A 12,911-nucleotide genomic window follows, 5' to 3' on the forward strand; every position below is an offset into this window, starting at 1 on the left:
TATGGCGGCTGGTGCCGCGGTTCTCCTTTGTCGCACCCTTACCGGTCGGTCCATCGGCGAAGGCGCGCCGAGAACGTGCGTCAGGGGGCGGCGACCGCGGGTGCGACGCCTGCGGGTCGACCGGCTTCGAGCCGTGCCTTGAGTTCGAACGCCATGGCGCGGCCCGCGACCCGGCGGGACCGATTGGCCGCGGCCAGCGCGCGCGCCGACTTCGGTTCGGCCGCGGGTTCGGCGTGCAGGAAGTAGTGCAGGATCGCCCCCTCGGGGACTGCCTCCAGCCATACCTCCATGGTGCCGGTCAACGCGCCCGCCACCGTCCAGCGTATGCCTTTGTCGCCGCGATCCTCGCGCACGTCGAGGCGCAGATCGGGCCACCAGCGGCGCCAGTTGTTTGCGGCGCTCAGCACCTCGGCGATCGCGGCGCCCGGTGCGGCGAGGAAGGTCTGATCAGCGACCTGGATACTGCTCACCCGGCTGAGCGTAGTGGACGCCACACCGGGTCCGGGCAGGGTGTCACCGCAGCAGTTCCCGCAAGCGGGCGCCCTGCCGGTCCCAGTGCCAGTTCTGCTCCACCCAGGCGCGGCCCGCGGCGCCCATCTGGGCGGCCTTGTCCCGGTCGGTGAGCAGTTCGACGATGGCATCGCTGATCTGCGAGACCGACCGGCCGTGCACCACGATGCCGGTCTCGCCCTCGCGCACGGTCTCGGGGGCGCCGCCGGAATCGCCGGCCACGACCGGGACCCCGGAGGCCGACGCCTCGAGGAACACGATCCCCAGACCCTCGACGTCGAGGCCCGCCCCGCGCGTGCGGCACGGCATCGCGAACACATCGGCGATCGTGTGATGGGCGGCCAGCTCGCCCGAGGGCACCCGCCCGGTGAACACCACGCTGTCCTGCACGCCGAGGGCCTCGGCCAGCGCGCGCAGCCGCGTCTCGTACGGTCCACCGCCCGCGATCACCAGCACCGCGCCGTCGACGCGCTCGCGGATCTCGCTCATCGCCACGATCAGCATGTCCTGGCCCTTGCGCGGGACCAGCCTCGACAGGCACAGCACGGTCGGTCGCTCGCCGAGTCCGTAGCGGGCGCGCAGCTCTTCCCTGGCCGCCGGGTCGGGCCGGAATTCGGTGGGGTCGACGCCCGGCGGCAGGTGCTCGAGCGCCGCGCGCGGGCCGAACGCCGAGGCGAAGCGGCCACGGGTGTACTTGCTGACATAGGTCACCACATCGGTGTGCTCGCCGATCGAACGCAGCACCTGGCGCGAACCGGGCAGCATCGACCAGCCCACTTCGTGACCGTGGGTGCTGGCCAGGATGCGCTCGGCGCCCGCGCGTCGCAGTATCGGCGCCATCACCGCCAGGGGTGCGGCCGCACCGAACCACACGGTGTCGCACCGGTGTTCGCGCAGCAGCGCGCTCGCCCGCTTGATGACCGCGGGGGTCGGCAGCATCAGCGTGGTCGGATGACGCACTACCTGGAACTTCTGCGCGGCGTCGAACTTCTTATGGCTGTCACCGCGCCAGCGCGGTGCGTACACCACCAGGTCCTCGGTCGGCAGCTGATTCGACAATGCCTGCAGATACGACTGGATTCCGCCCGGCCGAGGCGGGAAATCGTTGGTAACCAGCAGAGTTCGGGCCATAAGAGAACAACCTAATCGGTCGGCTGACAGGTGGGCGGACGTGGTCAGGCGTACCCGCGCTCGTCATGCAGCGCGACCGCGCAACCAGGCCCGCCACCCGTCGAGCACCTCGGCGCGCGAGGCCCCGAGCTCGGCGGCGAACGCGGCGTCCTGCGCCGCGGGGGACTGCGGGCCGGTCGCCAGCCGCTTGTACAACGTGGTGAGGGCGGTGGTGCCGTAGCGGTCGGCGAGGAACGCGCAGGTGCTCCATGCGCTTTCGTAGGCGTAGGCCGCGTCGACACCGGTGAAGTCGGCATCGGCGACGAACTCGCTGGGCAGGGCGCCCGCGCGCAACCGGGTGGTCAGCGTGGGCGCGATCTGGGAGAAGGTGGTTTTCTGATCGCGCTGGGCGACGTACTCGGCGAAGCCTTCCAACATCCACAACGGCGCGCCGTCGGTGGTGTCGGCTCTGGTGGCGAGGTGGGTGAGCTCGTGGCGCAGCAGCGTGGCCAGGCCCTCGGCGCCGACCCGCCGCCGCGCGTCGGGGTTGAACACGATGCGCTGGTCGGTGGGCTGGGTGCCCGGAGCGTAGGACCCGGTGAGCGACACAGCGGCCACGTCGGTGCCGGTGGCGCCCGCGGACCTGGTGAGCGCGGTGAATTCGGCGGGCGTGCTCGCCACGACCACGACGGGCGCGCGATTCCAGTCGGTGCCCCACACCGCGCTCACATCCGAAATGGCCTGGCCCAGTTGCTGTTCGAGGACATCGAGGTCGGCACGATGGCTGGGATGGGCCACCAGTAGTGCCGGCGAGGTGGCACCGTCGGCGACTTCACGGACCAGGATCGGGCCGTAGGGCTGTAGCTCGCGGCGCACCGGGCTCAGCCGCGGATTGTCGAGGCCCTCGGAGGTGTCGAGCACCTCGGCCTCGTCGGTGGCCAGCTGTAGTGAGCCCGCGTTGCGCGGCAGCAGGATCAGTGCGACGCACGCTCCGGTCAGCAGCGTCACCGAGGCGAGCGTGATGCAGAATTCGAGGCGGCCGTTCGACGAGAACCACGAACGCAGGCCCGAACGGGGGAACGGATCGGTCACCGGTCCGGCTCAGTATCGCCGGGCCGAGTGATACGGGGTGGTGTTGATCGGCGCGACAGCGACCGGCACACCGAAAGTGGAGGCGTGCACCATCATTCCGTTGCCCGCGTAGATGCCGACGTGAGTGATGTCGGGATAGAACAGGATCACGTCGCCGGGCAGCAGTTCGTCCTTGGACACCGGCGTGCCGTAGCCCGCCTGCTGGGAACTGGTCCGCGGCACGTTCTTGCCGACCTGCTTGAACGCCCACTGCACGAGTCCGGAGCAGTCGAACTGGTCGGGCCCGGTGGCGCCCCAGACATAGGGATCGCCGACGCGGGTGAGCGCGGCGGCCAGCGCGCTGGTGCCGCTGCCGGGAACCAGGCCCGCCAGCAACGAATCACGGTCGAAGCCGGGCGGGAACGGCGAACCGGCCAGGGTCGACTTGTCCCGGGCCGAGAGCTGGCTCCACGCCTCGACCACGGAGGTGGTCGACGCGGCGAGATCCTGGCGTTTGCGCTCGACATCGGCGCGCACCGCGTCGGCGGCGGTGGTCGCGGCATGCGCGGCCTCGGCGGCGGTGCGGGCGACGGTGTCGGCCGCGGTGGCGGCATCGGCGGCCTGCTTGAACTGGCGGACCGTCTCGGTGGTCTGCTGGGCGAGTACGTCCAGCGTCGACATCTTGTCCAGCAACTGCTGCGGTGAACCGCTCGACAGCACGGCGAACATGCTGTTGGTGCGCACGCCGGTGTAGGCGGCCACGGCGGTGCGGTCGATCATCGGCTGGAACTTGCGCACCTCGGCGCGGGCGGCCTCGACGACCGCGGAGGTGGCGGCGACCTTGTCGTCGGCGTCGCGTTGCAGCGCGAGCTTGGCGTCGAGGTCGATCTGCGCGGTGAGCGCTTGCTGGTTGAGCTGTTCGGACTGGCGCGAGAGGTCGACCATCCGGGAGATGGCGTCGGTCGCGGTGGTCGGCAGGGCGACGGGGTCGGCGCCGGAGGGACCGGCGGTGTAGATCGCGCACACCAGGATCGCGGCGGAAAGGGTTCCGGCGAAACCACGCGTAGCGTGCGCATTCCGGTGGTGTGCAGTCACAGTGGCCCGTGCCCCGTTCTCTCGTTGTCCGCCGATACAGCGCAATACCTGAGCGCGATCTCCTCGTCAGCCGAGAAGGTCTCGATCAGGTTACGGAACCGCATGCATTCGTGTCCAGTAAAAGGTACGTGCGCCGTCCAACCCAGTGGACGGCGCATACACCCGGACGATCACTGCGGCTTCGGTGCGCCCTTCCCCGCGAACGACGCACCGTGCCCGGCAGATCAGAAGCGGCGCGCACCCGCGAACGGCATCGACGACAGCGACGCGATCTGGACCGGGGTGCCCGCGGTGGAGGCGTGCACGACGTTGCCGTCGCCCGCGTAGAGGCCGGAGTGGCCGCCGCCGTAGAACGACACCATGTCGCCGGGCTGGAGCTCGTCGATCGAGACCGGGGTGCCCGCACCCAGCTGGGCGTCGCTGGTGCGCGGAATGTCCATGCCCGCCTGGGAGTAGGCCCACTGGACCAGACCCGAGCAGTCGAAGGCGTTGGGGCCCGCGGCGCCGTAGACGTAGGGCGAGCCGATCTTGCTCAGTGCGGCATCGAGGGCGATGTCGGCGGCGGTGGCGCGCGGTGCGGTGAAGGCCTGCGGTGCGGCCGGGATCTCGATACCGGGCACACCCTGGGGCAGCGGAATCTCGTTCGGAACCTCGAACGTGCCGATGCCGGGCACGGTCACCGGGGTGGCCGATGCCGGGGCGGCCGGCAGGAGGAACGCGCCGATGGTGGCAGCGCCGACGGCTCCGACGGCAACGGCACGCTGCGCCTGACGCTTGACGGTGTTGTTCGCCATGATGCGGAACTTCCAATCTGCCCCACGACGCCGTGTCCGTTTGACGCGGCGGGCTTCGTCTCGCTGACCATTTCCGATCGGCGGGACTCCGTGAGGTCTCGAAAAGGTTACGAAGACATCACGGGGGTTTGTAAAGTCGGACATCGGTCCAATGGGGATTCCGGGTGATATCACCGGGGAAAGCGTGCGAGCTGGGTCACATGCGATCACGAAACGATAACGCCAGGTCGCGGCGATCGCGATTTTCGCGCGCTACCGGCGCGTCGCCAATAGGGCTCACGCGGTGGTTTTCGCCTCTGAAATCGGCAAATCCGCAGGTGGCGCATGCTCGCGGTGATCATCGCCGGTTCGCCGTAGGGTCCGCCTCGCGGGCGGCGCGCCGTAAGCCGCGACGCGCACGGATTGGTAAGGCTGCTTACCCGTTGAAATCTGATGAACTCATGTGAATTCGATAAGTATGTGAGCCCGGTCACTATTGAGTTTGATCTCGGTCATTTTGTTCGCATCAGAACGAAAGTCTCGCGCCGAATTGTCGGCTTCGGACTTCGCGGGTTTGCTTTGTGTCGGGTCGCGGGACGGGCTGCTCCGTGGTATTGGCGTGCGCGCCGCTTGGCGGGAAAGCCGTTGTGGCGGTTAGGGTACGGCCGAATGTTCGCAGTTCGAAGGGGGCGCGGGTGGCCGACGACCAGGTTTTGACCGACATGCTGACGATGCTGGATCGCAGGCCGGGGGTGCTCGCGCTGCGCGTGTGCGTTATCGAGCTGCTGATCGAGCGGGAGCGTTATGCCGACGCGCTGGCCCACTGCGGGACAGCGCTCGGCCACGAACCGGGGAATGCCCAGGTCCTGGCCCTGATGATGCGCTGCACGACAGCGTTGTCCGGTGGTTCTCCAGCGCCGGCCGCCACCTCGATGGCCGCCCCCGCCACCCCCGCGTCCGGCTCGGCCGCCGCTCAGCCGGACTTCGACTGGGCCGCCGCCGAGGACGAGGTCGGCGACATCATCGAACCGGCATTCGTGCACGGCGTCCCCACCGAGTTCGTCACCGATGGCGATGCCGCCACCGTCGAACGTCCGAGCCTGCGCCTGGCCGATGTCGGCGGCATGTCCGAGGTGAAACAGCAACTCGACCTCACCCTGCTCGGCCCGCTGCGCAATCCGGAACTGGCCAGGGCGTTCGGCACCTCCGCGCGCGGCGGCTTGCTGCTCTACGGCCCGCCCGGTTGCGGCAAGACCTTCATCGCCTCGGCGGTCGCGGGCGAACTCGGCGCCAACTTCTATCCGATCGAGATCACCGACATCCTCGACATCTACACCGGCGCCAGCGAACGCAATGTACACAGCATCTTCGAGATGGCCCGGCGCAACGCTCCGTGCGTGCTGTTCCTCGACGAGGTCGACGCGCTCGGCCACAAACGCAGCCAGATGCAGGCCTCGACGACCATGCGCACGGTCGTGAACCAGTTGCTCACCGAGATGGATTCGGCCACCCACAGTAATGAGGGGGTGTTCGTGCTCGGCGCGACCAACCATCCGTGGGATGTCGACGTCGCACTGCGCAGGCCCGGCCGCTTCGACCGGATGATCTTCGTCGGCCTGCCCGACCTCGCCGCCCGCAAGTCGATCCTGCACTACCACCTGCGCGACCGCCCCGTGGCAGGCATCGACCTCGATGCCCTCGCGGCCCACACCGACGGCCTCTCCGGTGCCGATCTCGCCCACGTCTGCACCTCGGCCACCCAACTGGCCATGGCCGACTCGATGCGATCGGGCGAGGTCCGCCCGATCGGCATGGCCGACGTGCGGGCGGCGCTGGCCCAGATCCGGCCGAGCACCGGAGCCTGGTTCGAATCCGCCCGCAACGTCGTCGAATTCGCCAACGGCGATGGCAGCTACGACGAACTCGCGACCTACCTCAGACGGATGAAGCGGCGCTGAGACGCCGATGAGCGAACAACAACTCGACCGCGCCGCCGCCTTGATCGACCTGGGCAGGTTCGAGGCGGCGCGAGCGGAGCTGGCGCCGGTGCTGGCGACCGAACCCGACAACAGCGACGCCCAGGCGCAGCTGGCGTACTCCTGGCTGAGATCCGGTGTGAACGCCGCGGCGACCGACGCCGCTCGGGCCGCGCTGCGGTCGCACCCCGGCAACGTGTTCGCGTGGCGAATCCTCGCGCTGGGCGAATACGGGCTCCTGGGTGAGCGTGTCGACGCCGACCCGACCGCCGCCACCGCCCACGCGGACGAGGCGGTGCGCGCGGCGCGTCGATGCGTCGAGCTCGACCCCTGGTCGGCCGACAGCTACCGAATCCTCGCGACGACGCTGCAGCACCGCGATCGGGACGCCGCGCTCGCGGCCATCGACAGCGCCATCGAGATCGCGCCGGAGAACGCGGTATTCCACGTGGTCCGCGGCCGCGTGCTGTGGCAGGACGCCCGCACGATCGGCAAGCGTGCGGCGGCCGGGCGGGCGGCGATCGAGCACGCGCTGCGCTTGGATCCGGACAACGTCGAGGCCATCTACCTGCTGGGCAACCATGCCTTCCAACGGCGCCGATGGGTAGAGGCCGAGCGGTGGCTGCGGCGGGCCGCGGAACTCGATCCGGCGTACGGACCGGATGTGCGGGCACTGCTGGCGGAGATACCGAACGAGAACCCGACACCGGTCCCGGCGTCTGCCGACGCGTCCCGGCCGTATCGCGCGAGGAACAAGGGTGGCGGCGTCAAGCGTAAACATGTGGTCTGGTCGGCGCTGGCGCTCGTGGCGCTGGTGTGGCACGGCGTGCTGGCTGTGGCCGGGGGCTCCGACTCGCCGTCGACCGGATCGACCTCGCGGACAACGACCTACCCGCGGTCCTATTACCGGTTGCCGCCCAGCTACCTTCGGCCGTTGCCGAGTCTGCCGAAGTTCCCGTCGGACCGTTGGCCGACCGGAAAACCCTGGCCGACACCGCGTCCGTCCCTCCCGAACGCGCCGCAGGGCGGTTGAGCCGGGACGCGTACCTCGCCGGCGCCCCGGAGATCGTGGGCCGCGGCCGAACCTCGGGATGACCGGTCACCGCCGAGTCGTTCGACGCGGCGAGCTTGTCGGACCCTCGCCTTACGCTGCTCGCCGTGCCCGATCCCGTTCCGCTCCCGGCTGCCGCCCGGCAGTTGGCCTTCGACGAGCTCGATACCCCGCTGTATGCCACCACTTTCGTCGTCGTCGACCTCGAAACGACCGGGACCAGCGCTGATCGGGACGCGATCACCGAGATCGGGGCGGTGAAGGTGCGCGGGGGAGAGGTGCTGGGGGAGTTCGCGACACTGGTGAATCCGGGGTACGCGATCCCGCCCGCCATCGTGCAGATCACCGGGATCACCACGGCGATGGTGTACGACGCGCCGCGGATCGAGGGGGTGTTGCCGGGGTTCCTCGAGTTCGCGGCGGGGGCGGTGCTGGTGGCGCACAACGCGCGATTCGACACCGCGTTTCTCAAAGCGGCCGCGGCGCGTCAGGACATCACGTGGCCCAATCCGCAGGTGCTGTGCACCGTGAAATTGGCGCGGCGGGTGCTCACCCGGGACGAAGCCCCGTCGGCGCGGCTCGGGGTGCTGGCGCAGATCCTCGGTGCGTCGACCACACCGACGCACCGCGCGCTCGACGACGCCCGCGCCACCGTCGACGTCCTGCACGCGTTGATCGGGCGGGTCGGCAATCAGGGCGTGCACAGCCTGTCCGAACTGCTCGACTATCTGCCCGGCGTCACCGGAACCCAGCGTGCCAAGCGCACTTTCGCGACCGACTTGCCCGCCGCGCCCGGCGTCTATCTCTTCCGTGGACCGTCGGAGGAAGTCCTCTATATAGGGACGGCGGTGAATCTGCGCCGTCGCGTGCGCAATTACTTCACCGGTTCGGAGACCCGAGGCCGCATGAAAGAGATGGTGGCCCTGGCGATTCGGGTCGACCATGTGGTGTGCGCGCACGGCCTCGAAGCGGGGGTGCGCGAGCTCCGGCTGCTCGCCGCGCACGCCCCGCCGTACAACCGCCGCTCGAAGTTTCCCCGGCGTGGGTGGTGGCTCACGCTCAGCGACGAGGCCTTCCCACGGCTGGTAGCCGTGCGCACCCCGACCCGAACAGCCTTGGGGCCGTTCAACTCTCGGATGGACGCGGTCGATGTAGCGTCGACGATCGCCGAATTCGCCGGGATGCGAACCTGCGCCACTCGCCTCACCCGCACGGCGAAACACACCTGCCCACCCGCGGCAGTCGGCGGCTGTCCCGCCGCCCGCCACGACGGTGACCACGACGCGACGAGCTACGCTCCGGCCGCCGAAGCGGTGCGCGACCTGTTCACCGGCCGGGCCGACACCTTGCTGCGCGCGATGATCGATCGCATCGAAACCCATTCCACCGCAGAGCATTTCGAGGCAGCTGCGCGCCTGCGTGACCGCACCGCCGCCGTTGTCACGAAACTGCACCGCACCCAGCGTCTCGCGGCCCTGGCTCGCCTCGCGGAACTCATCATCGCGCTGCCCGACGGCGCGGGCGGCTGGGAATTCTCCGTCATCCGCTACGGTCGCCTCGCCGCCGCGGGCACCGCGGCCCGCGGCACCCCGCCGATGGCTGTTGTCGATCAGATCGTCGCCGCCGCCGAAACAGTCATTCCCGACCTGGGCATCGCGTCGTCGGGTAACGGGACCCAGCGTCCACTGGGCGAGTCCCTTCGGGTGAATACGCCGGAAGCGGCATTGTTCGTCGAGGATGTGATCGTCGACCTCGACGACCACACCCCACCCCTGCGCGGAGCCCCACCGGAGGAAGTCGGCGTCATCGCTCGCTGGCTTGCCAAACCCGGCGCGCGGATCGTGCGGACCAGCGACGGCTACCGCGAACCGCTGCACGGTGCGGCGCGATGGGTGGGGTGGGCGCAACTCGCGCGTACCGCCGCTACCACCAAGAGCGAGCAGGAGCAGTACCTCGCCGAACGATGACGAACCGAGATCGGCCGCACGACTCGGCCCGGTCGAGGCACTACTCGGCGGTGCGCTGCGGCGTCCTGGGATCATGGACCCGGATTCCGTGTGCGGGGTCCTGTGAATGAAGGAGCAGCGGCGGATGTTCGTGAAGGTGTGTGGTCTGACCACCGAGGAGCAGATCGACTGGGCGATCGAGCTCGGGTACTCCGCGATCGGCGTCATGGTGACGACGAAGAGCAAGCGCTACCGCACCCCCGCGCAGGCGCGCGCCCTCGCCGACTACGCACGCGGTCGCATCACGACCTTCGCCGTCGCCCTCGAGGCGCGCGAGGTCGCCGAGGTGGCCGACGCGTTCGACGTCGTGCAGCTCTACCAGTGGGCCGACCTGCCGAATTTGGCCTTCTGTTCTTCGAACCCGCCCGCCCCCGAGCAGGCCAGCGAATACTTCTTCTACGACGCCAGCGCGGGCTCCGGTGTCTTCGAGGAGTTCCCCGACTGGGTGCGCGCGCAGCCAGGGCGAGTCGTGCTGGCGGGCGGCCTCGACCCGGACAATGTCGCCGCCGTGATCGCCCGGCATCGGCCCTATGGTGTCGACGTGTCCAGCTCGGTGGAGTCGGCGCCCGGTGTGAAGAGCTATGACCTGATGCGACGGTTCAAAGCGGCCACCGAGGGGCCGGAAGTTCTAGAGTGATCCCATGATTACCGCGATCGTGATGATCCAGGCGCAGAACTCTCGCATCCCCGAGACCGCGCAGGCCCTCGCCGACACCGAAGGAGTCGCCGAGGTGTACTCCTGCGCGGGCGACGTGGACCTGATCGCGATCGTGCGCGTCCGCGACCACGCGCACATCGCGGAGGTGGTCACCTCGGGCATCGACAAGGTGGACGGCGTGGTGCGCACCACCACCCACATCGCCTTCAAGTCCTATTCCAGCGCCGACGTGGAAGCCGGATTCTCGCTGGGGGAGTGAGCCCTCGGGCTCAGCGCTCGTCGAGCACCTGGGTGAGTTCGGCCCAGCTCTGCAGCAACTTGGCCGCCGCCCCGCTGTCGACGGCAGCGGCGGCGCGCTCGAGCCCGCCGACCAGCGCCGCGTCGAGATCGGAATCGACATCGCCGACCCCGCGGGAGAGGTCGTAGGCCACGATCGCCGCGGCCGAGTTCAACAGCACCGCGTCACGCACCGGCCCCGGCGTTCCCGCGAACACATCGCGGGCGACGCGGGCGTTGGCCTCGGCGTCCCCGCCGCGCAGGTCGTCCAGATCCACCCTGACGATGCCGAGCCGCGTCGGATCGAGCACCGTCTGACGAATCCGCCCGCCACTGACCACCCACACATCCGTGAGGTCGGAGGTGGTGATCTCGTCGAGCCCGTCGCGCCCACGCACGACCAGCGCACTCGCTCCGCGCGCCGCGAACACCCCCGCGATCACGGGCGCGAGATCGGCGAACGCGCACCCGATCAGCCCGGCCCTCGGCTGTGCCGGATTGGTCAGCGGTCCCAGTACGTTGAACACGGTCGGGATGCCGATCTCCTTGCGCGCGGCCCCGGCGAAACGCAGTCCGGAATGGAACAGCGGCGCGAAACAGAACCCGATCCCGGTCTCGCGCACCGACCGCGCCACCGACTCGGGTCCGAGCGCGAGCTTGACCCCCAGCGCTTCGAGCACATCGGCGCCACCGGCCTTCGACGAAGCCGCTCGGTTCCCGTGCTTGACCACCGGCACCCCGGCCGCGGCCACGACCACCGAGGACATGGTCGAGATGTTCACCGACCCCGAACGGTCGCCGCCGGTACCGACGACGTCGACCGCGTCCCCGTCGATGCGAACCAGGCGCGCGTGCCCGAGCATCCCGGCCACCATGCCCGCCAGTTCGGTCGGCGTCGGGCCCTTGATCTTCATGGCGACGCCGAACGCCGCGATCTGGGCCGCGGTGGCGTTGTCGGTGAAGATCTCGTCGATCACCCAGGTGGTGTCGTCCGCGGCCAGGTCGCCACCGTCGGCGAGGGTTCCGAGCACCTGGGGCCAGCTGCGCACGCTCATCTGCTCTGCTTCTCCTTAAACGACACCGTTGCGCCACAGTAGATCGGGCAGGCGGAGGTGGCGCAAGGACATTTGCGCCGTCGGACAAGTTTACGGGGCGGTGCGCGGCGGCTGCAGCGCGTCCCAACCGTCGGCCACGCCGTCGTGGCGCTGGGCGAGCCCGGCCATTCGCGAGCGTTCCTGCGAACAGGTCAGCGGATCGAGCCGCTGTACCCGCTGCAAGATGATCGGAACCAGGTCCGGCGCGGTGGCGGTGGCCTCGGCGCGTTCGTATCCGTCGTATCCGGCGATCTCGCACGCGGCCTCGATCTGGCCCGCGGGCAGCCGCAGATGATGGCGCAACACCGCGTCGGCCTCCCGATCCAGCTCAGTGGCGCGGTCCAGCGCGGTAGAACAAGCCTCGACATCGTCGAAACTCGATGCGACCACGACGAGATCCTCACGCTCGGGGTCCAACTTCCGCGCCGACCCACCGAACAGTCGCCGCCACATCCGCACCACGACCATCGTCGCCTCCTCGTCTCAGCCTATCCACATCCAACGCTGTCACAATGGGTTGTCGCGCGATCGTCGCCAACACGCCGACGGACGTCGTAGACCCCCTCTGTGCGTGGGTTTTCCGACTGGCGCCACAAACTTTCGTACCCGGGTACATGTGTCGTACTACGAAGAGTCATACTTACCCCGTGACGACCGCAGTAGGCACCCCAGGATCGGCCATTACTCAGCGTGTGCATTCGCTGAACCGGCCCAACATGGTCAGCGTCGGAACCATCATCTGGCTGTCCAGCGAGCTGATGTTCTTCGCCGGACTGTTCGCCATGTACTTCGTTGCTCGCGCGCAGGCGCACGGGAACTGGCCCCCGGAGCCGACCGAGCTGAACATGAAGCTCGCGATTCCGGTGACGGCCGTTCTGATCGCGTCCTCGTTCACGTGCCAGATGGGCGTGTTCGCCGCGGAGAAGGGCGACGTGTTCGGCCTTCGTCGCTGGTACACGATCACCCTGCTGATGGGCGCGTTCTTCGTCGCCGGGCAGGGTTACGAGTACTACCACCTGGTGGAGGAGGGAACTTCGATCGCCGGCAGCTCGTACGGCTCGGTTTTCTACATCACCACCGGCTTCCACGGTCTGCACGTCATCGGCGGTCTGATCGCGTTCGTGTTCCTGCTCGTCCGCACCACGCTGAGCAAGTTCACCCCCGCCCAGGCCACCGCCGCGATCGTGGTGTCGTACTACTGGCACTTCGTCGACATCGTCTGGATCGGGCTGTTCGCCACGATCTACTTCGTCCGTTAGCGCGCGGCGCACACAGCATTTGCACAAGTCGG

Annotated in this window: 13 protein-coding genes; 6 read left to right on the forward strand and 7 right to left on the reverse strand. The window is 69.0% G+C overall.

The genetic code is table 11. From position 1 onward, the window contains the following. Positions 1 to 80: 80 nt before the first annotated feature. The 5 genes from QX204_RS07185 to QX204_RS07205 form a co-directional block, all read right to left on the reverse strand. Positions 81 to 470, reverse strand: a complete 390-nt coding sequence (locus QX204_RS07185) for a polyketide cyclase / dehydrase and lipid transport (protein WP_301905784.1) — start codon at positions 468 to 470, stop codon at positions 81 to 83. A 43-nt stretch (positions 471 to 513) separates the two neighbouring features. Further along, a complete protein-coding gene (locus QX204_RS07190) occupies positions 514 to 1,641 on the reverse strand; it encodes a glycosyltransferase family 4 protein (RefSeq protein WP_301905785.1) in 1,128 nt (375 codons plus the stop codon). Positions 1,642 to 1,704: 63 nt separating this feature from the next. Then, on the reverse strand, positions 1,705 to 2,712 hold the full coding sequence (locus QX204_RS07195) for a peptidase MA family metallohydrolase (RefSeq protein WP_301905786.1): 1,008 nt from the start codon (positions 2,710 to 2,712) through the stop codon (positions 1,705 to 1,707). Positions 2,713 to 2,721: 9 nt separating this feature from the next. Beyond that, positions 2,722 to 3,786, reverse strand: coding sequence for an NlpC/P60 family protein (locus QX204_RS07200; RefSeq protein ID WP_301905787.1), 1,065 nt, complete (start codon positions 3,784 to 3,786; stop codon positions 2,722 to 2,724). A 224-nt stretch (positions 3,787 to 4,010) separates the two neighbouring features. After that, the gene (locus QX204_RS07205; RefSeq protein WP_301905788.1) at positions 4,011 to 4,580 is read right to left on the reverse strand and encodes a C40 family peptidase; all 570 of its coding nucleotides are present in this window, start codon (positions 4,578 to 4,580) and stop codon (positions 4,011 to 4,013) included. Between the two features lie 674 nt (positions 4,581 to 5,254). On the opposite strand from QX204_RS07205, the gene QX204_RS07210 reads away from it, so the two are divergent. The 5 genes from QX204_RS07210 (at position 5,255) to QX204_RS07230 (ending at position 10,509) form a co-directional block, all read left to right on the forward strand. Further along, the gene (locus tag QX204_RS07210; RefSeq protein WP_301905789.1) at positions 5,255 to 6,517 is read left to right on the forward strand and encodes an ATP-binding protein; all 1,263 of its coding nucleotides are present in this window, start codon (positions 5,255 to 5,257) and stop codon (positions 6,515 to 6,517) included. A gap of 7 nt (positions 6,518 to 6,524) precedes the next feature. After that, entirely contained in the window at positions 6,525 to 7,568 is a 1,044-nt protein-coding gene (locus QX204_RS07215) for a tetratricopeptide repeat protein (protein ID WP_301905790.1), read from the forward strand. A 125-nt stretch (positions 7,569 to 7,693) separates the two neighbouring features. Continuing rightward, positions 7,694 to 9,553 carry a DEDD exonuclease domain-containing protein gene (locus tag QX204_RS07220; RefSeq protein WP_301905791.1) on the forward strand — a complete coding sequence of 620 codons (1,860 nt, stop codon included), beginning with the start codon at positions 7,694 to 7,696 and terminating at the stop codon, positions 9,551 to 9,553. A gap of 124 nt (positions 9,554 to 9,677) precedes the next feature. Beyond that, positions 9,678 to 10,229 carry a phosphoribosylanthranilate isomerase gene (locus QX204_RS07225; RefSeq protein WP_301905792.1) on the forward strand — a complete coding sequence of 184 codons (552 nt, stop codon included), beginning with the start codon at positions 9,678 to 9,680 and terminating at the stop codon, positions 10,227 to 10,229. A gap of 4 nt (positions 10,230 to 10,233) precedes the next feature. Continuing rightward, complete coding sequence (locus QX204_RS07230) at positions 10,234 to 10,509, forward strand: Lrp/AsnC family transcriptional regulator (RefSeq protein WP_056816554.1); 276 nt, start codon at positions 10,234 to 10,236, stop codon at positions 10,507 to 10,509. Between the two features lie 10 nt (positions 10,510 to 10,519). Here the strand turns inward: QX204_RS07230 and trpD are convergent, their stop codons facing one another. Both trpD and QX204_RS07240 read right to left on the reverse strand, forming a co-directional pair. Next, a complete protein-coding gene (gene trpD / locus QX204_RS07235) occupies positions 10,520 to 11,581 on the reverse strand; it encodes an anthranilate phosphoribosyltransferase (protein ID WP_056816551.1) in 1,062 nt (353 codons plus the stop codon). A gap of 90 nt (positions 11,582 to 11,671) precedes the next feature. Continuing rightward, the gene (locus QX204_RS07240; RefSeq protein WP_301905793.1) at positions 11,672 to 12,088 is read right to left on the reverse strand and encodes a hypothetical protein; all 417 of its coding nucleotides are present in this window, start codon (positions 12,086 to 12,088) and stop codon (positions 11,672 to 11,674) included. 179 nt (positions 12,089 to 12,267) lie between these two features. Here QX204_RS07240 and QX204_RS07245 point away from each other — a divergent pair, with 179 nt between their 5' ends. Further along, positions 12,268 to 12,879 (forward strand): aa3-type cytochrome oxidase subunit III, encoded by a 612-nt coding sequence (locus QX204_RS07245; RefSeq protein ID WP_301905794.1) that lies wholly within the window; start codon positions 12,268 to 12,270, stop codon positions 12,877 to 12,879. The last annotated feature ends 32 nt before the right edge of the window (positions 12,880 to 12,911 follow it).

The organism is Nocardia sp. PE-7 (assembly GCF_030486425.1).
Lineage (GTDB): Bacteria > Actinomycetota > Actinomycetes > Mycobacteriales > Mycobacteriaceae > Nocardia > Nocardia salmonicida_A.

Bases quoted from the DNA above. Each gene is read 5' to 3' on its own strand.
- QX204_RS07225 (WP_301905792.1), top strand. From the start codon at position 9,678: ATGTTCGTGAAGGTGTGTGGTCTGACCACCGAGGAGCAGATCGACTGG.
- QX204_RS07205 (WP_301905788.1), bottom strand. From the start codon at position 4,580: ATGGCGAACAACACCGTCAAGCGTCAGGCGCAGCGTGCCGTTGCCGTC.
- QX204_RS07230 (WP_056816554.1), top strand. From the start codon at position 10,234: ATGATTACCGCGATCGTGATGATCCAGGCGCAGAACTCTCGCATCCCC.
- QX204_RS07190 (WP_301905785.1), bottom strand. From the start codon at position 1,641: ATGGCCCGAACTCTGCTGGTTACCAACGATTTCCCGCCTCGGCCGGGC.
- QX204_RS07240 (WP_301905793.1), bottom strand. From the start codon at position 12,088: ATGGTCGTGGTGCGGATGTGGCGGCGACTGTTCGGTGGGTCGGCGCGG.
- trpD (WP_056816551.1), bottom strand. From the start codon at position 11,581: ATGAGCGTGCGCAGCTGGCCCCAGGTGCTCGGAACCCTCGCCGACGGT.
- QX204_RS07215 (WP_301905790.1), top strand. From the start codon at position 6,525: ATGAGCGAACAACAACTCGACCGCGCCGCCGCCTTGATCGACCTGGGC.